At 54.4% G+C, this 25,509-nt stretch carries 25 protein-coding genes; 13 read left to right on the top strand and 12 right to left on the bottom strand.

The window, feature by feature from the left end:
- The first annotated feature begins 147 nt into the window (after positions 1-147).
- The 7 genes from GBC03_17010 (at position 148) to GBC03_16980 (ending at position 5,675) form a co-directional block, all read left to right on the top strand.
- Complete coding sequence (locus tag GBC03_17010) at positions 148-1,269, top strand: M42 family peptidase (protein ID QFS71780.1); 1,122 nt, start codon at positions 148-150, stop codon at positions 1,267-1,269.
- On the top strand, positions 1,263-1,544 hold the full coding sequence (locus GBC03_17005) for a PTS sugar transporter subunit IIB (GenBank protein QFS71779.1): 282 nt from the start codon (positions 1,263-1,265) through the stop codon (positions 1,542-1,544). The genes GBC03_17010 and GBC03_17005 overlap by 7 nt, the downstream gene beginning before the upstream one ends.
- 12 nt (positions 1,545-1,556) lie before the next feature.
- Positions 1,557-2,870 (top strand): permease, encoded by a 1,314-nt coding sequence (locus tag GBC03_17000; protein QFS71778.1) that lies wholly within the window; start codon positions 1,557-1,559, stop codon positions 2,868-2,870.
- A gap of 12 nt (positions 2,871-2,882) precedes the next feature.
- Positions 2,883-3,689 (top strand): BtpA family protein SgcQ, encoded by an 807-nt coding sequence (gene sgcQ, locus GBC03_16995; protein ID QFS71777.1) that lies wholly within the window; start codon positions 2,883-2,885, stop codon positions 3,687-3,689.
- A 118-nt stretch (positions 3,690-3,807) separates the two neighbouring features.
- Positions 3,808-4,239 (top strand): PTS sugar transporter subunit IIA, encoded by a 432-nt coding sequence (locus GBC03_16990; protein QFS71776.1) that lies wholly within the window; start codon positions 3,808-3,810, stop codon positions 4,237-4,239.
- Between the two features lie 11 nt (positions 4,240-4,250).
- Complete coding sequence (locus tag GBC03_16985) at positions 4,251-4,883, top strand: ribulose-phosphate 3 epimerase family protein (protein QFS74041.1); 633 nt, start codon at positions 4,251-4,253, stop codon at positions 4,881-4,883.
- A 15-nt stretch (positions 4,884-4,898) separates the two neighbouring features.
- Positions 4,899-5,675: a DeoR family transcriptional regulator gene (locus GBC03_16980; GenBank protein QFS71775.1), complete on the top strand. Its 777-nt coding sequence runs from the start codon at positions 4,899-4,901 to the stop codon at positions 5,673-5,675.
- A gap of 104 nt (positions 5,676-5,779) precedes the next feature.
- Here GBC03_16980 and GBC03_16975 read toward each other — a convergent pair whose 3' ends face one another.
- The 4 genes from GBC03_16975 to GBC03_16960 all read right to left on the bottom strand — a co-directional run bounded on the left by GBC03_16975 (position 5,780) and on the right by GBC03_16960 (position 10,944).
- Positions 5,780-6,004 (bottom strand): DUF465 domain-containing protein, encoded by a 225-nt coding sequence (locus GBC03_16975; GenBank protein QFS71774.1) that lies wholly within the window; start codon positions 6,002-6,004, stop codon positions 5,780-5,782.
- 166 nt (positions 6,005-6,170) lie between these two features.
- Positions 6,171-7,826 (bottom strand): glucan biosynthesis protein D, encoded by a 1,656-nt coding sequence (gene mdoD / locus GBC03_16970; protein ID QFS71773.1) that lies wholly within the window; start codon positions 7,824-7,826, stop codon positions 6,171-6,173.
- Between the two features lie 220 nt (positions 7,827-8,046).
- Positions 8,047-9,555 (bottom strand): carboxylesterase family protein, encoded by a 1,509-nt coding sequence (locus GBC03_16965; GenBank protein QFS74040.1) that lies wholly within the window; start codon positions 9,553-9,555, stop codon positions 8,047-8,049.
- 45 nt (positions 9,556-9,600) lie between these two features.
- Complete coding sequence (locus tag GBC03_16960; protein ID QFS71772.1) at positions 9,601-10,944, bottom strand: DUF1338 family protein; 1,344 nt, start codon at positions 10,942-10,944, stop codon at positions 9,601-9,603.
- A 237-nt stretch (positions 10,945-11,181) separates the two neighbouring features.
- Here GBC03_16960 and pcaH point away from each other — a divergent pair, with 237 nt between their 5' ends.
- Together pcaH and pcaG are read left to right on the top strand one after the other, a co-directional pair.
- Complete coding sequence (gene pcaH / locus GBC03_16955) at positions 11,182-11,922, top strand: protocatechuate 3,4-dioxygenase subunit beta (protein QFS71771.1); 741 nt, start codon at positions 11,182-11,184, stop codon at positions 11,920-11,922.
- Entirely contained in the window at positions 11,919-12,539 is a 621-nt protein-coding gene (gene pcaG, locus GBC03_16950; protein QFS71770.1) for a protocatechuate 3,4-dioxygenase subunit alpha, read from the top strand. The genes pcaH and pcaG overlap by 4 nt, the downstream gene beginning before the upstream one ends.
- 41 nt (positions 12,540-12,580) lie before the next feature.
- Here pcaG and GBC03_16945 read toward each other — a convergent pair whose 3' ends face one another.
- Positions 12,581-13,483: a manganese-dependent inorganic pyrophosphatase gene (locus GBC03_16945; GenBank protein QFS71769.1), complete on the bottom strand. Its 903-nt coding sequence runs from the start codon at positions 13,481-13,483 to the stop codon at positions 12,581-12,583.
- Positions 13,484-13,608: 125 nt separating this feature from the next.
- Between GBC03_16945 and GBC03_16940 the strand changes: the two genes are divergently transcribed.
- Positions 13,609-14,532 (top strand): LysR family transcriptional regulator, encoded by a 924-nt coding sequence (locus GBC03_16940; protein ID QFS71768.1) that lies wholly within the window; start codon positions 13,609-13,611, stop codon positions 14,530-14,532.
- A gap of 52 nt (positions 14,533-14,584) precedes the next feature.
- Here GBC03_16940 and GBC03_16935 read toward each other — a convergent pair whose 3' ends face one another.
- The 4 genes from GBC03_16935 to cspA all read right to left on the bottom strand — a co-directional run bounded on the left by GBC03_16935 (position 14,585) and on the right by cspA (position 18,893).
- On the bottom strand, positions 14,585-16,273 hold the full coding sequence (locus GBC03_16935) for a HAMP domain-containing protein (GenBank protein ID QFS71767.1): 1,689 nt from the start codon (positions 16,271-16,273) through the stop codon (positions 14,585-14,587).
- A gap of 166 nt (positions 16,274-16,439) precedes the next feature.
- Positions 16,440-17,558, bottom strand: a complete 1,119-nt coding sequence (locus GBC03_16930) for an S-(hydroxymethyl)glutathione dehydrogenase/class III alcohol dehydrogenase (protein QFS71766.1) — start codon at positions 17,556-17,558, stop codon at positions 16,440-16,442.
- Between the two features lie 32 nt (positions 17,559-17,590).
- Positions 17,591-17,866, bottom strand: a complete 276-nt coding sequence (locus tag GBC03_16925; GenBank protein QFS71765.1) for a metal-sensing transcriptional repressor — start codon at positions 17,864-17,866, stop codon at positions 17,591-17,593.
- Positions 17,867-18,677: 811 nt separating this feature from the next.
- A complete protein-coding gene (cspA, locus tag GBC03_16920; GenBank protein ID QFS71764.1) occupies positions 18,678-18,893 on the bottom strand; it encodes an RNA chaperone/antiterminator CspA in 216 nt (71 codons plus the stop codon).
- A gap of 299 nt (positions 18,894-19,192) precedes the next feature.
- Here cspA and cspF point away from each other — a divergent pair, with 299 nt between their 5' ends.
- On the top strand, positions 19,193-19,405 hold the full coding sequence (cspF, locus tag GBC03_16915) for a cold shock-like protein CspF (GenBank protein ID QFS71763.1): 213 nt from the start codon (positions 19,193-19,195) through the stop codon (positions 19,403-19,405).
- A gap of 108 nt (positions 19,406-19,513) precedes the next feature.
- Here the strand turns inward: cspF and cybB are convergent, their stop codons facing one another.
- Entirely contained in the window at positions 19,514-20,041 is a 528-nt protein-coding gene (cybB, locus tag GBC03_16910) for a cytochrome b561 (GenBank protein ID QFS71762.1), read from the bottom strand.
- 188 nt (positions 20,042-20,229) lie between these two features.
- On the opposite strand from cybB, the gene gap reads away from it, so the two are divergent.
- Complete coding sequence (gene gap / locus GBC03_16905; protein ID QFS71761.1) at positions 20,230-21,231, top strand: type I glyceraldehyde-3-phosphate dehydrogenase; 1,002 nt, start codon at positions 20,230-20,232, stop codon at positions 21,229-21,231.
- A 39-nt stretch (positions 21,232-21,270) separates the two neighbouring features.
- Here the strand turns inward: gap and aldA are convergent, their stop codons facing one another.
- Positions 21,271-22,710, bottom strand: a complete 1,440-nt coding sequence (aldA, locus tag GBC03_16900) for an aldehyde dehydrogenase (protein ID QFS71760.1) — start codon at positions 22,708-22,710, stop codon at positions 21,271-21,273.
- Between the two features lie 197 nt (positions 22,711-22,907).
- Positions 22,908-23,702, bottom strand: coding sequence for a YdcF family protein (locus GBC03_16895; protein ID QFS74039.1), 795 nt, complete (start codon positions 23,700-23,702; stop codon positions 22,908-22,910).
- A 391-nt stretch (positions 23,703-24,093) separates the two neighbouring features.
- Between GBC03_16895 and GBC03_16890 the strand changes: the two genes are divergently transcribed.
- Entirely contained in the window at positions 24,094-25,413 is a 1,320-nt protein-coding gene (locus GBC03_16890) for an MFS transporter (protein ID QFS71759.1), read from the top strand.
- Positions 25,414-25,509 lie beyond the last annotated feature (96 nt).

Genomic DNA, 25,509 nt, shown 5'->3' with positions numbered 1-25,509 from the left:
TTGAGCGTTTTTATTCTACTTACCTCACATTATTTTTTATTTCCTCTACTTTCGCTATTTCCACGTGAGACTGCTCACAATTATTCGCCCAGCCAGCGCCTATAAAACGCTCAACGAGTGATTGTTTTATCTTCTACGGAGATCCTTATGTCATTTTCTGTGCAGGAAACACTGTTCTCGCTTTTGCATCTCAATGCCGTTTCAGGGCATGAAAACAGCGTCGCTGAGGTCATGCTACGCGAATTTAAACGTCAGGCAAAAGAGGTCTGGCGCGATCGGTTAGGAAATGTCGTCGCCCGCTACGGTAGCGATAACCCGAATGCCTTGCGACTGATGATGTTTGCCCACATGGATGAAGTCGGCTTTATGGTGCGCAAAATTGAGCCGTCGGGATTTTTGCGCTTCGAACGTGTGGGCGGCCCGGCGCAGGTCACTATGTCCGGTTCGGTCGTCACGCTCGCCGGAGATAATGGCCCGGTGATGGGATGCATCGGCATTAAGGCGTACCACTTTGCAAAGGGGGATGAACGCACGCAATCACCTTGCGTCGATAAACTGTGGATTGATATCGGCGCGAAGGATAAAGCCGACGCCCTGCGGATGGGCATCCAGGTCGGTACGCCGGTTACGCTGTATAACCCACCGCAACTGCTGGCGAACGATCTCGTGTGCAGCAAAGCGCTGGACGATCGTCTGGGGTGCACGGCGCTGCTGGGCGTGGCGGATGCCATCGGCACAGCGTCGCTGGATATCGCGGTTTATCTGGTGGCGTCCGTGCAGGAAGAGTTCAACATCCGCGGCATTGTCCCGGTTTTACGCCGCGTTAAGCCGGATCTCGCCATCGGCATTGATATCACGCCGTCATGCGATACGCCGGATCTGCAGGACTACTCCGACGTCCGGGTCAACCAGGGGGTCGGCATCACCTGCCTGAACTATCACGGACGTGGCACGCTGGCCGGTTTAATCACGCCACCGCGACTGATCCACATGCTTGAGCAAACGGCCCTTGCGCACCATATTCCCGTGCAGCGCGAAGTCGCGCCCGGTGTTATCACCGAAACGGGCTATATCCAGGTTGAGCAGGACGGCATTCCCTGCGTCAGCCTCTCTATCCCTTGTCGCTATACCCATTCTCCCGCGGAGGTCGCCAGTCTGCGCGATTTGACTGACTGCATTCGCTTATTGACCGCCCTGGCTGGTATGCCAGCCGGGCACTTTCCCGTTGAGCCTGATTCAGGCACTACACAAGAGGCAAATCCATTATGAAAAAGATCCTTGTGGCATGCGGTACCGGCATGTCGACGTCAACCATGATTGCGCACAAGTTGCAGGAGTTCCTTGCTGAACAAGGCATTCCGGCAAGCACCGCCCAGTGTTGTCTCAATGAGATCCCGCTGAATTGTAACGGCATGGACCTGATTGTGACGTCCATGCGTACCAATAACGATTACGGTATTCCCACGTTAAACGGCGCGGCACTGCTAACGGGAATTAACGACGACGCCTTGAAGCAAGAAATCAAGGCACTGTTAACGCAATAACAAGGAGGCATTATGTTTGACTACATCCTGTCTCTCGGTGGTACCGTCTTTGTTCCCATCATCATGATTGTGATTGGGTTGATCTTCCGTATTCCCTGGCTGCAGGCGATCAAAGCCGGGGTCACGGTAGGGATTGGTTTTGTCGGAATGGGGCTGGTGATCGTCATGGCGATCGACAGCCTCAGTCCGCCCATCAAAGTGATGATTGAACGCTTTGGTCTGACCCTGCATGTGTTTGACGTCGGCGCAGGACCGGCCTCTGGCGTCGGGTACGCCACCGCCATTGGCGCAATGATTATCCCGATTATTTTTCTGCTCAACGTCGCGATGCTGGTCACCCGTCTGACCAAAACCATGAACGTCGATATCTATAACTACTGGCACTACGCCATTACCGGCACCGTGGTCCAGTTAATGACCGGCAGTCTGATTTATGGCGTGCTGGGTGCCATTTGCCACGCGGCATTGTCGCTGAAAATGGCCGACTGGACGGCTAAGCGCGTGCAGAACATCGTCGGACTGGAGGGGATCTCCATTCCGCAGGGCTATGGTTCCAGTTCGGTACCACTGTTCGTTCTCCTCGATGCCATCTACGAAAAAATTCCGTTTATGAAAGGACGCAACATTGATGCCCAGGAGATCCAGAAACGCTACGGCATGGTCGGCGACCCGGTCATTATCGGCGTGGTGCTCGGTCTGATCTTTGGTCTCGCGGCGGGTGAAGGATTTAAAGGCTGCGCCAGCCTGATGATCACCGTCGCGGCGATTATGGTGCTGTTCCCGCGCATGATCCGTCTGATTGTTGAAGGGTTACTCCCCATCTCCGACGGCGCACGTAAATTCTTCCAGAAGCATTTTAAGGGACGTGAGGTGTATATCGGTCTGGATACCGCCGTCACGCTGGGTCACCCCACCACCATTGCCGTTGGCCTGTTGCTGATCCCTATCATGTTGATTCTCGCCAGCATCTTGCCCGGCAACAAAGTGCTGCCGCTTGCCGACCTGCCCGTCGCACCGTTCTTTATCTGTATGGCGACGGTTATCCATCGCGGCGACCTGATTCGCACCTTAATCAGCGGCGTGATTGTCATGGTCACCGTCCTGCTGATCGCCACGCAGTTTGCCCCCTACTTCACCGACATGGCGCTTAAGGGCGGTTTCAGCTTTGCCGGTGAAAACGCGCAAATCTCTGCACTGTCCGTAGGCAACATGTTTGGCTGGTCAATTTCGGAGCTGATGTCGCTTGGCATTATTGGCGTCGTCGTGGCGGTGGGTATCGTCGCCAGCGTCGTGCTGTTCTTACGTAAACGTGAACTATCGGAATAAGGAGTACCTTCAATGAGTTGGCTGAAAGAGGTTATTGGAACGGAAAAAGCTGTTATTGCCATGTGCCATTTGCGCGCATTGCCCGGCGACCCGAGCTTTGATGCGCAGAAAGGGATGAACTGGGTGATCGACCGCGCCCGGGACGATCTGCTGGCGCTACAAAATGGCGGCGTGGATGCCGTGATGTTTTCCAACGAGTTTAGTCTCCCCTATCTCACGAAGGTTCGCCCGGAAACCACCGCGGCAATGGCGAGGGTGATTGGACAACTGATGAGCGAAATCCGCATCCCGTTTGGCGTCAATGTGCTGTGGGATCCGGTCGCGTCGTTCGACCTGGCTATGGCGACGGGCGCATCGTTTATTCGCGAGATTTTTACCGGTGCCTACGCCAGCGACTTCGGCGTCTGGGACACCAACGTCGGTGAGACCATACGTCATCAGCACCGCATCGGCGCGGGTGGGGTCAAAACGCTGTTCAATATTGTGCCTGAAGCGGCGGTATATCTGGGCAATCGCGATATTTGTTCCATTGCGAAATCCACCGTCTTTAACAACCATCCGGATGCCCTCTGCGTCTCTGGTCTGACGGCGGGCGCACGCACCGACAGCGCCCTGCTAAAGCGGGTAAAAGAGACGGTGCCGGATACCGTGGTGCTGGCGAATACCGGCGTGTGTCTGGAAAACGTTGAGGAACAGCTTAGCATTGCTGACGGTTGCGTAACGGCCACCACCTTTAAAAAGGACGGCGTTTTCGCCAACTTTGTCGATCAGGCGCGGGTCAGTCGGTTTATGGAAAAAGTGCATCATATACGGCAATAAAAAAGGGGATAAGCAGAGCGCTTACCCCCGGTAGTACAGCGATCCCTGCCGCCTTCGTCAAAAGTCTCGACGGGGATCGCTATCAGAGTAACCCTAACCGGCAAGGAGTCAACGACTGATGATAAACGATGTTAAGTGGGTGCAGACACAGCGCGAGGCCAAAGACTGGCGCCAGGCCGTCGAGATCGCCGCTCGCCCGCTGATTACCTTTGGCGCTGCGCAACCGGGCTACGTGGACGGCATTATCGACAACACGCTGAACTGGGGGCCGTACTATTTAATTGCCCCCGGTATCGCCTTACCCCATGCGCGGCCCGAACAAGGGGCTAACCACAATCAGGTCAGCATCACGACGCTTAAAACGCCCGTCGCGTTTGGTCATGAGGAATGCGACCCGGTCTGGCTGCTGCTGTGCGTCAGCGCGACGGATGCCAATGCGCATATCCTCACCCTCCAGCGCATCAGTCAGTTTATTGATTCACCCGAACGACTCGCGGCGGTGCGACAAGCGCAAACCGACGCCGCGCTGTTTGCGCAGGTATGCGGATAACGGAGGCGATGATGATTCTGCACCCTTCTCTTGCGTCGGCGGATCCACTGCACTACGGGACGACGCTGACTGCCCTGGCCGATGCCGATATGGGTTCACTGCATCTGGATATCGAAGACAGCAGCTTTATTAACAACATTACCTTTGGCCTCAAAACCGTGCAGGCCGTCGCCCGGCAGACGACACATCCCCTCTCATTTCATTTTATGATTTCCCGCCCACAGGACTGGTTTTCTGCTCTGGCAGAACTCAAACCGGCGTGGATTTTTGTTCATGCTGAAGCGCTGGCATATCCTTCTGAAACGCTGGCACAAATAAGGCTTATCGGCGCGAAAGCCGGGCTGGCGTTTAATCCGGCCACCCCTGTTGACGCGTATTGCTATCTGGCACCACACCTGGATGCGCTGATGGTCATGACCAGCGAACCCGACGGCGTCGGTCAGCAGTTCATTCCCGCCCTGTGTGAGAAGGTCCGTCGCGTACGCGACTGTTTTCCTGAAGCGGCGTGCTGGGCCGACGGTGGCATAACGCTTTCCGCTGCACAACAGCTGGCGACAGCGGGCGCGCAGCATCTTGTCGTGGGACGCGCGCTGTTCTCATCAGAAAACTATCACGCCACGTTATCCCGGTTTGCCGGACTGTAAGAGGAGATTGCTTCGATGAGCCAACAGCGCCCTGACCGTATCAAACAGATGCTGCACTATCTGTGGCAGCATCGTCATCTCTCTACCCAGCAGGCCATGGAACTGTTTGGCTATGCGGAGGCCACCGTCCGTCGTGATTTCCAGTATATCGCCAGCCAGTATCCCGGCATGATTCGCGGTCACGGCAGCCTTGATTTTGACGACAGCATGGATGACAAAGAGTATGTTTTTGATGTCAAACGGACATTGCAGGCGGAGGCCAAAAAAGAGATTGCCGCCCTGGCCCGCACGATGATCAAAGACGGCGACTGTTTCTTTCTTGATTCCGGTTCCACCTGTCTGGAACTGGCGAAATGTCTGGCCGATGCGCGGGTGAAAGTCATCTGTAACGACATCAAAATCGCCAATGAGCTGGGCTGTTTTCCGCACGTCGAGAGCTACATCATCGGCGGACTGATTCGTCCGGGTTACTTTTCGGTGGGTGAGAGCCTGGCGCTGGAGATGATCAATGCGTTTTCGGTAGAACGGGCCTTTATCTCCTGCGATGCGCTGTCGCTGGCAACGGGGATCACCAACGCGACGATGTTCGAAGTCGGCGTTAAAACGCGGATTATTCAACGCGCCCGCGACGTGGTGCTGATGGCCGATCATTCAAAGTTTGATGCCGTCGAACCTCACGCGGTGGCCACGCTCTCATGTATTAAAACGATCATCAGCGACAGCGCGCTCGCGGATGACATTGTGCAGCGCTACACCCACGCGGGATGTCATCTGGTGTTGCCACATCGCTGAATGACAGGCACAAAAAAGCCGCCAGGGCCGGCGGCTTAGCTTGCTGACACAGAAGGAAAAAGCGTGGTTTTCCTTCTGTGCGGTTAGCGGCTCATCAACGCGGATTACCCCGCATCAACGCTTTCTTTCTGCAGTATTTTGAGCATATCGTCCTTAAGCTGGAGTTTCTGTTTTTTCAGACGAACGACTTCGAGATTGTATCCCCGACCATCGGAACCTTCCAGCCTGGCAATTTCATGATCAAGGTTGTTGTGCTTTTCGAAAAGAGACAGAAAGCGAGGATTCTCGGATTTCAGTCGGGAAATCAGATCTCTGTATTCTGGAAACATACGCTCTCCCTGTTAGTGATAAACCATGTGTATAAGAAATACACTCCTTCAGCTTACTCATTTGACTTAGGGAAAAATGCGAACGGGATCGTGTTTAATTCCTGTACAGATATTTCACGCTCATCTCTGATGACGCCCTTCGCATAACGAAGGGCGTCGGCGTCGATTAACGCATCACGCGGTCGTCGACGTAGTTACGTTTATCCGGCGCAGGCGGGAAATACTGATACAGCCAGGTTTCACTGATCGCCTCTCCCTGACAGCGCAGGAACATACGCATATCCACCGGATCGGTCGAGTCAGACGTCGGGTACCAGTCGAACTGGATGCGATAACCGTCAAACGGTTCAACGTAGAGGATCTCAATCTGTTTCGCTTCACCGCTGGACAACGTAATCACCGGCTCAATGCCTTTCGGCGCGGCCGCTTTCAGATCGCCACCCACGAAATCGACCGCAAAACGCCGTGCCCATTTCTCCGGATAGTGCTCACCCGGTGCCCAGCCTTCCGGGAATCCACCCATACCGGTGCGGGTCGCCATCACGCGCGCCAGCGGCGAACGGACCGGCGGCTGTGCGCTCCAGTACAGACGGTATTTGTATTCCAGCTCGTCACCCGCTTCGATGGCTTTTTCCGGCTGCCAGAAGCAGACCACGTTATCCAGCGTTTCGCCAGTCGTCGGGATCTCCATCAGGCCGATGGTGCCTTTGCCCCACTGGTTACGCGGTTCAACCCACAGGCTTGGGCGCTTGTTGTACCAGCCCATGATGTCCTGATAGTGGGTAAAATCGCGGTCCAGTTGCAGCAGGCCGAACCCTTTCGGATTGTTATCGGTATAGGCGTTGAATTGCAGCTTCTGCGGATTGTTCAGCGGGCGGCAGATCCACTCGCCGTTACCGCGCCACATCGCCAGTCGATCGGAGTCGTGGATCTGCGGATGAATGGTGTCGCACATGCGGCGTTCGTTATTGCCGCAGCTGAACATACTGGTCATCGGGGCGATGCCCAACTGTTTGATGTCTTTGCGGGCATAGAGACGATTTTCGACATCCATGATCACCTGGCTCTTCTCGCAGTGAATCACGAACTTATAGGCACCGGTGATGCTCGGGCTGTCCAGCAGCGCGTACACGGTAAACGAGGTGGCGCCTGGTTTCACCGTATCGAACCAGAAGGCGGTGAAATCCGGGAACTCTTCTTTGGTGTCGGTGTAGGTGTCAATTGCCAGACCGCGCGCGGAAAGCCCGTACTGATAGGTATCATCAACCGCACGGAAATAGCTTGCGCCAAGGAAGGAGACGACGTCGCGACGCGCCAGTTCGGGCGCTTTGAAGACGCGAAAACCGGCAAAGCCGAGATCGGTTTGCCCTTCCAGTTGTTTGGTATCAACGCCGGCATCATTGTATTTAAACAGTTCCGGACGGAAGTGGATCTCACGCGCCTGATGGGTGCTGGAATCAACGGAGAACATGCGTACGCGGCGACGAAAGCCCATCCCGACGTGGAAGAACTGCGCATCCAACTGGCGGTCTTCGACGTTGTTCCACAGCGATTGCGCGGCATCGTACTGAATACTGTTGTAGGCCTGCGGCGTCAGATTCGCCAGCGTATTAGGCAACGCACGCGGCGCACCGCCCCACGGTTTCTGCGCGAGATCGTGCGCCATGGATTGCAGTACGGAAAAATCAAAGCGGACGGTTTGTCCGTCTGCAATGTCGGATTCCGCCGCATAAGCAGCACGGGTGAAGAGTGAAGCAATACCGCTGGTACCGCACACGGCGGCCATTGCCATTGAACCTTTAATAAATCGTCTGCGATTCATACCTGAAAGTAAATCCTTCTGGTCATGTGAAGGGTCCCGCGCTGGCGCTCGACAGCGGCAAGAAGTTGCATAATTCTGACCGCTCACTCTAGACAAAATTCATTAAGAATCCAATTGTTGGCCGCTGATTATCTGAACAAAACGGAAAATATTTCGTGTCGATGAGAACAGACTGATTCCCACGTAAATTTTCCCGCACAAACTTTCAGCTTGTGCAAAGTTAGTCGAGACTGACATGGTGGGCCATCACCCGTTTAAAGAGCGAAAGCCGCGCCCGCATGAACCGGTTCTCAACCTTAAATCCGGCGAACTTGTTCAGCCCAATGCGCAACAACCGATCGCGGCCCTGAATACAGGCAGGCCAGCGGACCGGTCCGTGAAGCACATCGCAAGACCGGCTGGCATGACGGGCGAAATTGACCCAGTAATCCGCAACGTGGGCGGCAAAAGCGAGATCGTTAGCGTTCACGTAATTGCGCGAGGGCTCGGCGAGCATCAATGTATCAAAAACATAAGGCACTTCATTGCCATGCCATGCGCCGTTGGCGTAGGTGTGATGCTCCGTTTCCGCAACGTAATCGAACCAGTAACGCCAGCACGGTTCGCCAACCCGCTGCTGCGCCTGCATCACCACATAGCCCAATGCCGTAAACGCCATATCCCGACACACATGCCGCCCCAGCTCTTCATCGCCCTTCACACCCGGATACAGCAGCTTAATCAGGCCGAGTCCCAGCCTGCGTTCACGACGTAGTTTCTGGATTTGCCCGGCAAGGTCGATGCCAAAGACGGCCATCACGCTGGCTTCATCGCTGTTCGAGCCAATCATCATGGGCATTGGGTGTTGTCTGGCGGCAAAAAAGACGTCCAGCATCGGTTCCGGCAGTATTGCATCGCCGGAGATGGGCGTCGGCGCAATTTTATACGGCGCGCCCAGCGGCCAGAATGCCTCAGCCGGAATGGCGCGAAGTTGTTCCGCCGTCGCGTTCTGCAAGCCAAAGTGCTCTGCCAGCGCAACACCGTTTTCCAGGGCAATCTCGCGAGGCGTGTCCGGCAGCGTGTAGCCGCTCTGTACAATCGCTTTATGAAACAGCCCTTTCCCGCGCGGAGAGGCTAACAGCGAGAGTACGCTGCGCGCCCCGGCCGACTCCCCAAACAGCGTGACGTTTTGCGGATCGCCGCCGAACGCGGCGATGTTTTCCTGAACCCAGCGCAGCGCGGCAATCTGGTCGAGCAGCGCGAAGTTATTGAGGCACTCGCCCTCTTCGCCTTCCAGCGCCGGATGGGCAAAAAAGCCGAGATGACCGAGGCGATAATTGACGGTAACGACAACCACGTCACGCTTCGCCAGCGCAACGCCGTCATAAGGTGGCAGATTGCCGGCACCGATGGTGTAGCCACCGCCGTGCAGCCAGACCATTACCGGAAGCGGCTGATGACGTTTCGCCGGAGACCAGACGTTGAGATAGAGACAATCTTCAGAAAAAGCGCCCGGATCGCCGCCGCCCAACTCTTTGCAGTATTCAATGTCCTGCCAGCTTGCACTGGAGAAGGTACTGGCGTCACGAACCCCGGACCAGGGGGCGACCGGTTGAGGTGCTCGCCAGCGTCGTTCACCCGTTGGCGGCGCGGCGTAAGGAATGCCGCGCCAGAGGTGGGTGTCATCCTGTACAACACCCATCAACTGGCCCTGCACCGTTTTAATCAGTGGAATGCTGGGATTGACCATGTCCATGTTTACCCGTTAATCGCAGATCCCTACAGGATACCTGGATTAAAGCAGGCCGCAACGCCGTTTGCTGCGTTCTTCCGCTTCCTGGTACAACACAAACTCGTCAAACACCGGACAGCCCAACGCCTGTTCAAAGGCCTCGCGACTGGCATTGCCATGACTGCGCGCCTGAGTTTCATTCCCCAGATTCGACTGGAAAATCCCCGCCGCGCTGACCGGCAGGAAATCTTCATAGGTGATGGGCTGCGCCTGCACCCAGCCACGTTCAATGTGCGGTTGTGGATCGTCACCGGGATGAATCGCCTTGCGGTGCGCTTCGCCTGACGGCGTCAGACGATAGCGAAACCATGCCAGCCCCTGCTGGCGCAACAGAAATTCGCTGTCCGGGAACGCGTTAAACACCTCCTGCAGGTGCAGTTGGTGCGTCAGGTTATCTTTACCCGTCCCGGCATTGCGCAATAATTCATCGTACAGCTGACGCCCTTTGATCGTCAGCGCCACGCCGCGTTGTTCTATCTCGCCGAAGCGGGCCGTATGCGTCCCCTGCATTTCACCAGCGAACAGCACCGGTTCTTCCAGCGCTTTGAAACTGGTCTGGCGCAACAGAATGGGTACGTCACGACGCGGTGGGCCTTCGATCAGGATTTTCGGTTCAATACCACATTCCGGCATCATCGACTGCACCCGGTCGATATCCAGCGTTCTGGGCGTCAGGTGGTTAATGTGACAACCGGGGAAACAGACCACATCGGCGATCAGTCGATGTTCGTTATGCAGCGCATGATAGGTTTGGTCATCCACAGTGGCATGACGATGCCAGCGGAAGGTTTCCAGCGCTTCTTTCACAAACTCGCGCGCCTGTGACGCACTAAACCCATTCTGGCTGTCCCAGACATCGAGCAGTTCACGACAGCGTGGCGTAAAGATATCGCGCTGAGCGAGGATCTCCGCCGCGCGCTGGCGCAACGAGGCGTTTTCAATCAGTTCAAGACGCAATAACGAGGTAAAGACGCGAAACGGATTTCGCGACAGCGAGGCATCGTCAATCGGGCGGAATGCCGTTGAGTGCACCGGTACCCCGGCCTGGGAGAGATCGTAATAGCTGACCGGAAACATCCCCATGATGGCAAACATGCGGCGCAGCGTGGACAGTTCCTCTGCCGTACCGACGCGAATAGCGCCATGACGTTCTACGTTGAGGCGCGCCAGTTCATCTGCATTAGCCAGTTTTTCATGCAGCGTGGGGTTATTTTCGAGGACCGCCAGATTCACATCCGCCACCAGTTCCAGCAGCGTGCCATACTGCGGAACTTCCTGCTGGTACATGGCTGACATTGCCTGCGAAAAGTGTTCCCGAATCTCATCTGCCGTGATGGTGTTCGCCATAATGTCATGCCTCCAGTGAATGTTACCTGGAGTGTAGGAAACGCCATTCACTCTGGGGGGAAGAATTTACAAAGTGTGATCTCACCTGAATTCGCTCTGCGTCAGACCCTGCGCCCTTATATAGCCTTTGGTTATGTAATAAACGGCATAAATTCACTTTTAATTAACAATGCATTTACACACACTGCATCAGGTAAGCATAAAACAATAACTCTCTTCCCTGTACCGGAGTCCGCTATGCGTGAAAAAGTGACCTCTCGCGAGGTGATCCATCGCGACTATAACAGCCATCCGCCGGCCTTTGCCCCCGGCTATAAAACCAGCGTTCTGCGCTCGCCGCGCAACGCGCTGATCTCCTTACAAAACTCGTTGTCTGAAATCACCGGACCGGTCTTTAGCAGCAACGATCTTGGCCCGCTGGATAATGACCTGATCATGAATTACGCCAAAGACGGCCTGCCGATTGGCGAGCGCATTATCGTCCATGGCTATGTGCGTGATGGCTTTGGTCGGCCGTTGAAAAATACGCTGGTCGAAGTCTGGCAGGCCAATGCCGGCGGTCGTTATCGCCACAAGAAGGATCAGTACCTCGCACCGATCGACCCTAACTTCGGCGGCTGCGGGCGGGTGTTAACCGATGAGAACGGCTATTACTTTTTCCGTACCATCAAGCCCGGCCCCTACCCGTGGCGCAATCAGGTCAGTGACTGGCGTCCTTCGCACATCCACTTTTCACTCTCCGGTGAAGCTTTCGCCCAACGTTTGATTACGCAAATGTATTTTGAAGGCGATCCGCTGATCAAGCAGTGTCCGATTGTGAAAACCATCAATAACGATGACGCCATCCGCACGCTGATTGCCGAACTGGATACCCACGCCGCCGTACCGCTCGATTGCCTGGCGTATCGCTTTGACCTCGTGCTCCGCGGGCAGCGCGCCACCTTATTTGAAAACCGAACTCAGGGGGGCTCGCGATGAAAGACTATTTGCAGGAAACCGCCTCGCAAACGGCGGGACCGTATGTGCACATTGGGCTTGCGCCTGACGCCGCAGGGTTTCACATCTTTGAGAAGAATTTCAGTTCCACACTGACCAACAGTCATACCGAAGGCGAGCGCATCGTGATTGAAGGCCGGGTGATTGATGGTTCAGGCACGCCGGTGCGCGATGTGCTGCTGGAAATCTGGCAGGCCAACGCCCACGGACGCTATAACCATCCGGCGGACCGTCAGGAAGAAAAACCGATCGACGCGGATTTTCGCGGCTGGGGACGAACCTGTTCCGACTTCGACAGCGGCGTCTGGCGTTTCGACACCATCAAACCTGGCTGCGTGGTGGGACGCGATGGCCGTACGATGGCGCCGCACGTCAATCTGTGGATTGTTGCGCGCGGCATCAACATTGGCCTGAATACTCGCCTCTATTTTGCGGATGAACAAGAAGCCAATCAGCACGATCCGGTGCTCAATCTGATCGAATGGGAAGTTCGCCGTCAGACCCTGATTGCCCGCCGCGAGCAGCGCGGTAGTGAGACCGTCTATACCTTCGATATTCACCTGCAGGGCGAAAATGAAACCGTCTTTTTTGACGTCTGATGCCGTCAAGGGAACGGGCTGAATCTGTCAGCCCGTTTTGTCTAGTTTATCTGCGCAACATGACTTTCCAGCCACGGCAGCATCTGTTTCTTACGACTCAACATCCCTTCCACTGTTACCGGTTGCGCCAGTTCAGGCTGGCGCGGGCCGGCGAACCAGAGTTGTGAATTGCCCACGTTGATGTCGGTCAGCATCAGCACAACCAAATCCGCCCCGCTGCGGGCCGCGTAATCGGTCATCTCCTCACGCAGAGCGTCCATCATGTCGGCGACCTGGCTCAGCGCGTACAGTTCAATCTGTGCGACGCTCACCTGCTGACCGTTAATAGTGAAACGCTTGATATCCTTTTGCAGCAGCTCGCTGGCGCGCAATCCTTCAACGCTGGTTTTCGCGCTCAGCAGATCGGCGCTGAACGCGGTCAGATCAATCCCGGCAAGCGCTGTCAGTTCTTCGACGACCAGACGGTCATCCGCAGTCGTCGTGGGCGAACGTAGCGTGACAGTGTCACTCAGTATCGCGCCCAACAACAATAACGCCTGCGCAGGCGTTATCTGCGCCCTGTTCTCTGGGCTCATCAGTTGCCACAACAGCGTGGCACTGCTGCCCACCGGCTTTATCCATACCTCTGGCGGCAGGCGGGTAACCAGCCCGCCCAGGCGATGATGGTCGATAATGCCGACGATATTGCTCTCCTGGAGGGTTTCCGGCCCCTGTGTCGGCTCGGTGAAATCCACCAGCCAGACGTCGAGATCCGTCAACGGCATTTCCAGCAACGGCGGTATATCCTGCCCGGCCCGCTCGAACAGAAACTGGGTTTCGCGATTGGGTTCGCCCAGACGCCAGGCTGTGGCCTGAAGTCCGCGCATATTCAGCCAGCGCGCTGCCATAAAAGCGGTACAAATGGCATCACTGTCCGGATTAAGGTGGCCTACGACATGGATCATTTTCGCCTCCGAAGAGAAAGTGCTGTTACTTAAATAAGTTAAATGTTAATAATATTTTGCAATCAAGTTATCAAAAACAAACAACTTTACTTGTCACCGGCACCGCTCTGTTCTTAACATCGCTTATGGAAAAAAATAGTCTGTTCAGTCAGCGCATCCGATTGCGCCATCTTCATACATTTGTCGCTGTTGCTCAACAAGGAACCCTGGGGCGCGCAGCAGAAACCCTTAACCTTAGCCAGCCTGCGCTTTCCAAGACGCTTAACGAACTGGAGCAACTGACCGGAACCCGCCTCTTCGAGCGCGGACGGCTTGGCGCGCAGCTAACGCTGCCCGGCGAGCAGTTCTTAACGCACGCGGTGAAAGTGCTTGATGCGCTCAATACCGCCGGACAGGCGCTGAATCGTAAAGAAGGTCTTAACAATGATGTGGTAAGAATAGGCGCTCTGCCGACCGCCGCGCTGGGTATTCTTCCGTCGGTCATCGGGCAGTTTCATCGGCAACAAAAAGAGACCACGCTGCAAGTCGCGACGATGAACAACACCATGCTGTTGGCGGGTCTGAAATCCGGCGAGATCGACATCGGCATTGGCCGGATGTCCGATCCGGAATTGATGAGCGGCCTCAATTATGAGCTGCTGTTTCTCGAGTCATTAAAGCTGGTCGTTCGCCCCAACCACCCGTTACTGCAGGAAAATGTGACACTGAGTCGCGTGATGGACTGGCCCGTGGTTGTCTCGCCAAAAGGGACAATCCCCCGTCAGAATGCCGAGGCGTTGCTGCAAAGTCAGGGCTGTAAGATGCCAACCGGCTGCATTGAAACGCTCTCCGCGTCGCTGTCGCGCCAGTTAACCGTCGATTATGACTACGTCTGGTTTGTGCCGTCAGGCGCGGTAAAAGAGGATTTGCGCCAGGCGACGCTGGTTTCGCTACCGGTGCCAACACAGGGTGCTGGCGAGCCGATCGGTATTCTGACCCGCGTGGATTCACCGCTCTCCTCTGGCGCACAGACCTTAATTTCCGCCATTCGTAAATCGATGCCGTTATAACCGGTCAGACAGGCCGGATGAGGCACTATTGCGCCACACCCGGCAATGGCGATTAGAAGGTTTCCCAGTTATCCCCACGATCGGTAACCGGCTGCGCTAAAGGCTGAACGGGCGTCTTTGTTGTCGACACGCGTTTACCCGAGCGTCCCCCCTGCAAGCGAAACGTACCCACCGCCTCCGTCAGATGCGCGGCCTGCTCTTCCAGCGATGCCGCCGCCGCAGAGGCCTCTTCCACTAGCGAGGCGTTCTGCTGTGTCACTTTATCCATCTCTGAGATAGCCTGGCTAACCTGGACTATCCCACGGCTCTGTTCGTCCGACGCCGCCGCGATTTCCAGCATGATATCGGTGACGCGTTTAACCGCCTCCACAATGTCGGTCATGGTATTACCCGCCGCGACCACTTCACCGGAACCCTGATCGATCAGCCGGACTGACTCGCTGATCAGCCCTTCAATCTCTTTCGCCGCCTGGGCGCTGCGGCTGGCCAGCGTACGGACCTCACTGGCGACCACGGCGAATCCACGCCCTTGCTCACCGGCACGCGCGGCCTCTACTGCGGCGTTCAGCGCCAGAATATTGGTCTGGAAGGCAATGCTGTTAATGACCGCGGTGATCTCAGAGATTTTCTTCGAACTGGTCGAAATATTACCCATCGTCTGGACCACGCCGGAGACCATCTGTCCGCCACGACTGGCTTTACCGGACGCATCTTCCGCCAGTTTGCTGGCGTGGTGCGCGTTATCGGCGTTTTGCTTCACCGTTGCGGTCAACTCTTCCATACTGGCTGCCGTTTGCTCGATCGCCGCAGCCTGCTCCTCGGTGCGTGAAGACAAGTCGGTATTGCCCGCCGAGATTTCGCTGGTGCCTCGGTAAATCTCTTCTGCGCCCTGACGCACGGATCCGACCGTTTGCACCAGCGAACGCTGCATTTGTTGCAGGTGGCGACTCAGACGCCCAATCTCGCTGCGCCCGGTCGGTTCATCCTGCATGGTCAGATCGCCAGCGGCAATTTGCTCAATACGCTGCGCGGCATGCTGCAAAGGTTGAATGACGGTACGACGCAGAACAATAAACGTCATCAGCGTCAGCAGCAGCGCCAGACCAAAGGCACCTATCATGAACATCATCCCCAGTTGTGTGCGCTGATGCGCCTGCTCACTTAACTGGTTAGCACGTGCCATGCGCAGTTCGATCGCCTTCAGTAAGACTTTGTTGTAACTGTCATCCAGTTGTCTTGCGTGTTCGCTCTCGTGGTTGATGATCGCTTCAAACATGCCGTTTTTGGCGTACTTGAGCATCGGTTGCATCCCTGCAACATAGGCTTTGAAGCTACTCTCCAGCTCGCCATCCAACGCCTCATCCGCAGGGGTTTTCACCTTGCGCGCCATGTAAACGTTAAATCCTTCCTCAGATTGCTTGATACGCTTTTCCGCTGCGGCAATGTTGGCCTTCATGTCATCCATTTCAGCAATCCGACTGGCAGCGCCTGCATGAATCATGTTGATTCGCGCGGTACGCAGGTGGTTCGAGCTGTTCGATAATCCCATGCGAACCTGGATCTCATCCGTCACGTCCCGCTGATCGCGGTCAGCCTGCATGAGAAAGTAGCCCGCCAGACCTGAGCTCAGCGCGAACAGTAAAAGGATGCCACCGAGAATGGAGGAAAACAGCGGAACCAGCCTGATGTGATGCAAAAAGCCCAGCTTATGTGGTGCTTGCATCGATGTTGTGTTGTCCATGACCGTCGACTCTCTTGTAGGATTAATGCGTAATACGCGCCCGTTAGATAGTCATCGGCATTCCGCGAGGTTTACTTACCGGGAAAAGCGCCGATTTCGTCACAGTTTGACAACATTTATGTTAAAAACAGGAGAGCGCCAGCGGAGATTTCCGCTGGCGGATGAATCAGTTATCGCCGAAATGGATAACGGTACGGATGGATTTACCTTCGTGCATCAGGTCAAACGCGTCGTTGATTTGATCCAGCGGCAGGCGGTGGGTAATGAACGGATCCAACTGGATTTTCCCGGTCATCGCGTCTTCCACCATCCCGGGTAACTGGGTACGCCCTTTTACGCCACCAAATGCGGAACCACGCCAGACACGGCCAGTCACCAACTGGAACGGACGGGTTTTAATTTCCTGACCCGCGCCGGCAACACCAATGATGATGCTCTCGCCCCACCCTTTGTGACAACATTCCAGCGCCGCACGCATCACGTTCACATTACCAATACATTCGAAGCTAAAGTCGACGCCGCCATCGGTGAGTTCAACAATCACCTCCTGGATCGGTTTGTCATCGTCTTTCGGGTTGATGAAGTCGGTTGCCCCCATTTCAGCCGCCAGTTTGAATTTTTCCGGGTTGGTATCGACGGCAATAATACGTCCGGCTTTCGCCTGCACGGCGCCCTGAATCACCGCCAAACCAATTCCGCCAAGGCCAAACACGGCAACGGTGTCGCCCTCTTTGACTTTCGCGGTGTTATGCACGGCACCAATACCTGTTGTCACACCGCAGCCCAGCAGACAGACCTTGTCCAGCGGTGCTTGCGGGTTGACTTTTGCCAGTGAGATCTCCGCACACACGGTGTATTCGCTGAAGGTACTGGTCCCCATATAGTGATAGATAGGTTCGCCGTTATAAGAAAAACGGGTGGTGCCATCCGGCATCAGGCCTTTCCCCTGGGTGGCACGCACGGCCTGACAGAGGTTGGTTTTCCCGGATTTACAGAATTTGCACTCGCCGCATTCGGCGGTATACAGCGGGATGACATGGTCGCCCGGTTTCAGGCTGGTAACGCCTTCGCCGACCTCGACCACCACACCACCGCCTTCATGTCCCAGAACCGCCGGGAATACCCCTTCCGGATCGTCGCCAGAAAGCGTAAACGCGTCAGTGTGACACACCCCGGTGTGGGTGATCCTGACCAGCACTTCGCCTTTTTTCGGCGGTGCGACGTCAATCTCAACAATTTTAAGCGGCTGGCCGGGGCCAAACGCGACTGCTGCACGTGATTTCATCTGTCTCTTCCCTTTATTGCGAGGTGATAGGTTTATTTTAGATAAGCGCGAAGAAGGTGGCCGATTTCAGCCATGCGCACGGCGCGCTGGTCAGACGTGGTTTCACCACTCACCAGTTCATCCTTCAGGTGGATCTCAACCATTTCGCCCATTAAGCCATTGGACGCGCCGCGAACCGCGGCAATTTGTTGCAGGATAGCCAGGCAAGGTTCGCCGGACTCCAGCGCACGCTCCAGAGCATCCACCTGCCCCCGAATGCGCCGTACGCGAGTCAGAATACGTTTTTTATCTGCGGGTGAATGTGGCATACTCCCTCCTGTATACTATAGGGGGGTATACTATCATAAATATTAACAATTTGTGAAATATAATATTTTATCAAAATCAGTATGTTACAGGATTGTATTGAAGTACACATGTAAACATACACCGTCTTTTTGGTGCTCCCGAAACACGCCCCACCTCCCCGGCTGCAAGTACAAGGACGGCGGTCCAGGATAATCCTGGCAATACTCTCTTTGTCGTGCATGCATTTAGCCCTATCACCTCCGATAACCCGGATGCGCTGGGCGTATCCGGTTTCCGTTTTTTAAATGTGAAAGGAGGTAATTCCCGGAGCCTGACATAAAAGTGTTCTAAATAAACATTTCGGGTACGCGGAATTTATGCTTATCAAAATAAACATGAGATTTTTTTTGTTATTTGGTGTATTATTGATGTCCATTCATACAGGAAAAGCCTATGTCAGAACGTAAAGACTCAAAATCACGTCGCAATTATCTTGTCAACTGTTCCTGCCCAAACTGCGCCAAAGAATCTCAACACAGTTTTTCAAGAGTACAAAAAGGTGCTCTTTTGATTTGCCCTCATTGCAATAAAGTTTTCCAGACAAATCTCAAAGCCGTTGCCTGAGTGTTTTGATCCTCCCCGAGCGCATGTAATAGCAAAAAATATATATCATTAGTCAATTGATATAATAAAAAACCCGCAATTGCGGGTTTGATGTGCTTAATTTAAATTGTGATGCTTTTGGGGAAAGCCAGCCCCTACCCACTCTGTCGATATGTCTACTCAGGCAATAGCCTTCTTCGTTATCGCATACAGACAAAGCGTTGGATTTTACTCTGTAGTAACGACATTCGCTGCCGCAGGACCTTTAGCGCCATCCTCTATTGAGAATGTGACTTTCTGTCCTTCAAACAGGGTACGGTAATTATCATTCTGAATAGCTGAGAAATGCACAAAAACATCTTTGCTACCGTCAGCAGGAGTAATGAAACCGAAACCTTTATCAGCATTAAACCATTTTACTAAACCAGTCATTTTATTTGACATTTTATATTCCTTAAATTGAGCCTTTCGGCTTAGATGGTTTTTATTACAGAAATTACTTAGTACTTATTGGAGAGACTCAAAGAAGGAATAAGTGAATAACACCTGAAATGAGAACTGCTTTAGTAAACTACTTTGTATATCGTCTGTTCTTCAAACCGACGTCGCCATTAACGCACGGTCATACCAATTAATCAATGTTTATTTTAGCCATCCGGACTCCTTTATACCCACAAGAAAACGCTGGCTTTCTTTCAAATCGTCTGTATAGTGCACCGGGTTATCAGTATTAAGGAATTTGTTTGTCCCGTAAAATGACAGGAATTGTCAAAACCTTTGACTACAAAAGTGGCAAAGGTCTTATCACCCCCTCCGATGGCCGTATAGATGTTCAGCTTCACATTTCAGCACTAAACCTCCGCGATTCAGAAAAACTTACCCCTGGGCTACGCGTTGAGTTTTGTCGGATAAATGGTCTGCGTGGGCCATCAGCAGCGAATGTTTATTTTTCATGACCTATAATGACACTTTTATTTCTGATGCCCTCGCAACTGGCGGCTTAGTACCAGGGTCATCAGTAGCACCCGGTGTGGAGGGTCTCCCCGCACCGGGCGAAAATCACCTTATCGCTTACGCGGCATCATCCGCAGCAGCGTATTATCCTTCCAGAAATAATGGTGCATCAGCGCGGCGGCGGCATGTAGCGCAATGACAAAATAGCCGAGATTCGCCAGCGTGATATGCCAGGACTTCAGCGTATCCACCAGTTCGAAATTGCCTTCTGCCGCGTACGGCATCACCAGACCAAAGGCCAACCATGGATTCCCGCGGTTGTACATCATCACCAGGCCGATCAATGGCAGTGCAATAAACAACAGATAAATCACCAGGTGCCCCAGATGTGCCAGTCCGGTGATCATCGGTTTAGGTTTCGGCACGATGGCTGGAGCCGGATATTTCAGTCTGATCAGCAAACGCGCAACCATCAGAACCAGAATGGCTATCCCGCAAGAAACGTGAATCATGTTAATGACGGGACGGTCGCTGCGCGGGAAAAAGCCGCGGAATTCCATCGCACAGTAGGCCACAATCACCAGTAAAAAGACCAGCCAGTGGATGCCAATCTGCAGGCTTGAGTACTTATTGCCCATAACACTTCCTGAGTAAAAACAATAAAGCGACAACATAGCGAGCTTTTGTTAAAAATTCATTAATTTTTCTTCACTGCTTATCAGTCAGTTAGGCTCAACGGCAAGAAGTGCGATTGCTCACCCCGCCATACTGGACTATGCCTGGTAGGGAAAAAAGAATGTCCGCGACAACCTCACAGGAGTTAATCATGAGTAAAATTGGCATTAACGGTTTTGGTCGTATTGGTCGTCTGGTGTTGCGTCGGTTACTGGAAGTCAAAAGCGATGTTGATGTGGTCGCAATCAACGACCTCACCTCCCCTAAAATCCTCGCCTATCTGCTTAAGCATGACTCAAACTACGGCCCGTTCCCCTGGAGCGTTGATTTTACGGAAGACGCGCTGATTGTTGACGGGAAAACGATCGCGGTTTATGCAGAGAAAGACGCTAAAAATATCCCGTGGAAAGCCAAAGGTGCGGAAGTCATCATTGAATGCACCGGCTTTTATACCTCTACCGAGAAATCTCAGGCACACATCGATGCTGGTGCGAAAAAAGTGCTGATCTCCGCGCCTGCAGGCGACATGAAGACCATCGTCTTCAACGTTAACGATGACACGCTGAATGCCAGTGATGTAATTGTTTCGGTGGCCTCCTGTACCACCAACTGCCTGGCGCCGATGGCCAAAGCCCTGCACGACAACTTTGGTATTAAGGTGGGCACCATGACCACGATTCACGCTTACACCGGCACGCAGTCGCTGGTCGATGGCCCGCGAGGGAAGGATCTGCGCGCCTCGCGTGCGGCAGCCGAAAACATCATCCCGCATACCACGGGGGCGGCGAAAGCGATCGGTCTCGTTATCCCGGATCTCAGCGGCAAGCTGAAGGGCCATGCACAGCGCGTTCCGGTGAAAACCGGTTCCGTCACCGAGCTGGTGTCGATTCTGGCTAAAAAAGTGACGGCGGAAGAGGTTAACAACGCACTGAAAAAAGCGACGAAAAACAATGAATCTTTTGGTTACACCGATGAAGAAATTGTCTCCTCTGACGTCATCGGCTCCCATTTTGGTTCCGTGTTTGATGCCACCCAGACTGAAATCACCGAGGTGGGGGATCTGCAACTGGTGAAAACGGTGGCCTGGTACGACAACGAATACGGCTTTGTGACGCAGCTTATCCGTACCCTTGATAAGTTCATTAAGCGCTAAACGTAAAGGCGGAGGGAAACCTCCGCTCTTCTTCGCCGATCAGGACTGCAAATAGACCACCTGGGTTTGCAGGTATTCGTTCAGCCCGTGTTTGCCGTCAGCACCACCAATCCCCGACTTACGCCAGCCCGCGTGGAAGCCCTGCATCGCTTCAAAGTTCTCGCGATTAATATAGGTCTCGCCAAACTTCAGTCCTTTAATGGCTTTCATCGCCACGTTGAGATTCTGCGTATAAATTGACGACGTCAGACCGTAGTCGCTGTCATTCGCCATCGCGATGGCCTCCTCCAGCGTGTTGAAGACCACAACGGGCAGCACCGGACCGAAAGTCTCTTCGTGCATAATGGCCATCTCCTGACGGACATCCAGCAACAGCGTGGGGGGATAATAATAACCTTTACTCTCAACGGCTTTACCGCCGAGCGCCACCCGCGCGCCCTCCTGTACCGCGCGCGCCACTTTCTGCTCAACACGTTGCAGAGCGGCAGCATTGATAAGCGGTCCCATGGCGATGTCGTTACGCTCGCCTGGATTGCCAAACTGCACCGCCTTCAGGGCTTCACCCAGACGGTTCACAAACTGGTCATAAATCCCTTTTTGCACATATACGCGCTCAGCGCAGTTGCACACCTGCCCGGTGTTGATCACCCGTGAATCAACAATCGCTTTCACCGCCAACTCAAGATCGGCATCCTCCATCACAATGGCCGGTGCCTTGCCGCCCAGTTCCAGGCACACTTTGGTGATATTCTTCGCCGCCGTCGCCATAATCTTCTCACCCGCGGCAACGCTACCGGTCATGCTGACCATCGCCACCTTCGGGTTGCCTGCCAGTTCCTGACCGACGGTTTCGCCACGCCCCAGCACCAGGTTAAACACACCGCGCGGCAGGCCAATGTCGTCGACGATTTTGGCAAACGCAATGGCGTTATTGGGCGTAAATTCGCTGGGTTTAATCACGATGGTATTCCCGGTCAACAGTGCCGGAGCCAGCTTGCGGGCAATGAGGAAGAACGGGAAGTTCCACGGCAGGATCCCGGTAGTGACCCCCAGCGCACGCTTGAACAGCAAAATATTCTCGCCGGGACGGTCGCTTTGCAGAATTTCGCCTTCGTAACGGCGCGCCCACTCTGCCATATAGTCGAGGTAATCGGCGGTAAAGGAGACTTCCACTTCCGCCAGTTGCTGAATTTTGCCCCCCTCAGCGACGATTAAGGCGCTGATTTCACTGGCACGCTCGCGGATCCCGGCGGCAATTTTGCGCAGCCAGCCCGCACGAGCGATCGCCGGTAGCGCTTCCCACTCCGCCTGCGCGCGGTCGGCGGCGTCAATGGCTTTACGCGCATCTTCGGCGCGACCATCAGGAATACGCGAAATCACCTCTTCGGTCGCCGGGTTGACGACATCAATCCAGGCATTTTCGTGCCAGGTCACAAACTGTCCATCGATATACATAGGATGTTGTACGGGTACTGACATGCGCTGCTCCTGTGATTGAATTGTTTTTAACAAGTAAAACTATTGTTAATAAATATCAATCATGCCTCAGCGATCCCGACCGGCGTCGTGATTCTGTGAACTGCTTCATAAAAGAGGGGGATCGGGCTCGGGAGAACGAAAAGGCAGGCCTTCGTATTTTGCCCGTTTGAGAGAAAATACACCCAAACGGGCAGCCGTTAGCGCAGCGAACGGTTGTTCATCGCGTCATTCAGCGCCGCATCCTGTTGCAGTGTCTGCCACGCGGCTTCGACCTCTGGCGGGAAATCCACATGCACGATGAAGTCGCGCCCACGAGGGCCATAGCCGGTTTCATCATTGCGCAAGCGCGGGATTTCCCCCACCACCAGCGCTAAATAGCGATCGACCGTCCACAGACCGTCCGGGTCGTTGGCGAACGCAACACCGTCTTCCTGCTGACGCAATACGGGCGTAAATCCCGGATGGCTCAACCAGCGCGGCGCGTCCGGATCGTCACGGGTCACCCGACGAAAGGTCGCCACCGTGCGCCGCTGCATAGTGGGATCCTGTACCACGATGGCGGTGTTAATCGGTTCTGCGGCCTGAGCAATCATCTGCGCGCTAAAAAGGGCGTTTTCCCCACAGTTGGTTGACCTGTCTTCCAGCCAAATTTTATCGGCGGGGATATGCCAGACCTGGCGGGCAATATCCGCCAGAATGGCGGCTTCGGCGCGACCAGTGGTCTGAATCGTGTTGTAGCGCGGATGTTGGGCGACGGCAGCATACAGGAAGGTTGTGGAATGACCAATCCCACCGGTAATCAGCAGCGGAATATCTTGCTCCTGAGCAATTCGACAGGCGGCGTCAATCGTCGGGATGACGGCATTGCCCGCCAGTACCACACAGTCTGCCGGGTAAGCGGCCTCCCCGCAGAAGTCATCCTGCGCCAGCCACTGCCCCACCGTATTGGCAGCCTCAAGGGTGGTGGCGGAAAGTTTCGGGAACGGTTGCATCATTAGGCTCCTCCTCACATTGCAGCAGAGTACCCCACCCACGCTGAATAAACAGCAGATCTCTCTGAAAGGTTGATGATTGATATTTCGACGCTTTTTTTATCATCTGCGTGAAATAACACAAAACGTCTAAAAACCGGGCGGTTGCACCTGCTTACTATCCTGTTTAACTGACACCTAATGAATGATTAACGTTAAATATTTTGTTTTTGCAGAAAATAACACTGACAAATTACTCTCTTTTCAGCCCATTCCCGCGTGACGCCACTTGTGAAATGTTAATAACACACCTAGTTTAATTAACAATTTTACAACCATTTAACGTAACAGGTTGCACCTGCCGCACCGCCAGGTGACACCTTCTTTGTTCTCTGGCGGAGGTTTTAAGTTAATGACAACCCATGAAAGCAGTACGGCTATTCTGAAGAAAAATAAGAAGGTACTTGTCGCCAGTCTGACCGGCAGTGCGATTGAGTGGTTCGACTACTTCCTGTATGGCACCGCGGCAGCACTGGTGTTCAACAAGATTTTCTTCCCGATGGTCGACCCGGTGATCGGTCTTATCCTCTCGTATCTCTCCTTCTCTCTGACCTTTTTCATTCGCCCGATTGGCGGGGTGATTTTCGCCCACATCGGCGATCGCATCGGGCGTAAAAAGACGCTGGTACTGACGCTTTCCCTGATGGGCGGCGCGACGGTGATGATTGGCCTGCTGCCCACTTATGACATGATCGGTATCTGGGCCCCTATCCTGCTTATTCTGATGCGCATCATCCAGGGGATGGGCATTGGCGGCGAATGGGGCGGCGCGCTGCTGCTGGCCTATGAGTACGCGCCGGAAAAACGCAAAGGCTTCTTCGGCAGTATTCCGCAGGCGGGCGTGACGATTGGGATGCTGATGGCGACGTTTATCGTGTCGCTGATGACCCTGTTTAGCGAAGAGGATTTTCTCTCCTGGGGCTGGCGCATTCCGTTCTTGCTGAGCTCCGTGCTGGTGCTGTTAGGGTTGTGGATCCGTCGGGATATCGACGAAACGCCGGACTTTAAAAAAGTGAAAGCGTCTGGTCAGGTCGCCAAAGCGCCGCTGCGCGATACGCTGACCCATCACTGGCGTGAAGTGTTGATTGCCGCCGGGTTGAAGGTGGTGGAAACCGCACCGTTCTATATTTTCTCGACCTTTGTGGTCAGCTATGCCACGAGCACCCTCAGCTATCAGAAATCTCAGGTGCTGGAAGCCGTCACCGTTGGCGCGCTGATCGCCACCGTGATGATCCCGTTGATGGGCCTGCTGTCGGACAAGATCGGGCGTAAACGGATGTATGCCATCAGCGTCTCCCTGCTTGGCTTGTTTATCGTGCCGTGGTTCCTGCTGCTCAATACCGGCACTACCTGGGGCATTATGCTGGCGACAATCGTGATGTTCGGTGTGCTTTGGGCTCCGGTGACGGCGGTACTGGGAACACTGTGTTCCGAAATCTTCAGCGCCAACGTTCGCTACACCGGCATCACCCTTGGCTACCAGATTGGCGCCGCGCTGGCAGGCGGTACCGCGCCCCTTATCGCCACCGGTCTGTTGGCGAAATATGACGGCGACTGGGTGCCCGTGGCGTGGTATCTGCTCACCACCGTGGCGATATCCCTGGTTGCCATTTTCTTTGCCAGTCGGGTGAAGCGTAACCCGGCGATCAACGCCCAACCCGACGTGTTGTAATCCCTTCGCGGCCAGACCCTCTGGCCGCTTTGATGTAATACCTGCACGGAACATTTGATTTACCAGGCGTTTTCCTATTCACTTGATTTATAATTT

This window comes from Citrobacter telavivensis, from assembly GCA_009363175.1.
Taxonomy (GTDB): domain Bacteria; phylum Pseudomonadota; class Gammaproteobacteria; order Enterobacterales; family Enterobacteriaceae; genus Citrobacter_A; species Citrobacter_A telavivensis.
The sequence above is the reverse complement of the archived record's forward strand: the minus strand, read 5'-3'. Positions and strand labels throughout refer to the sequence as shown.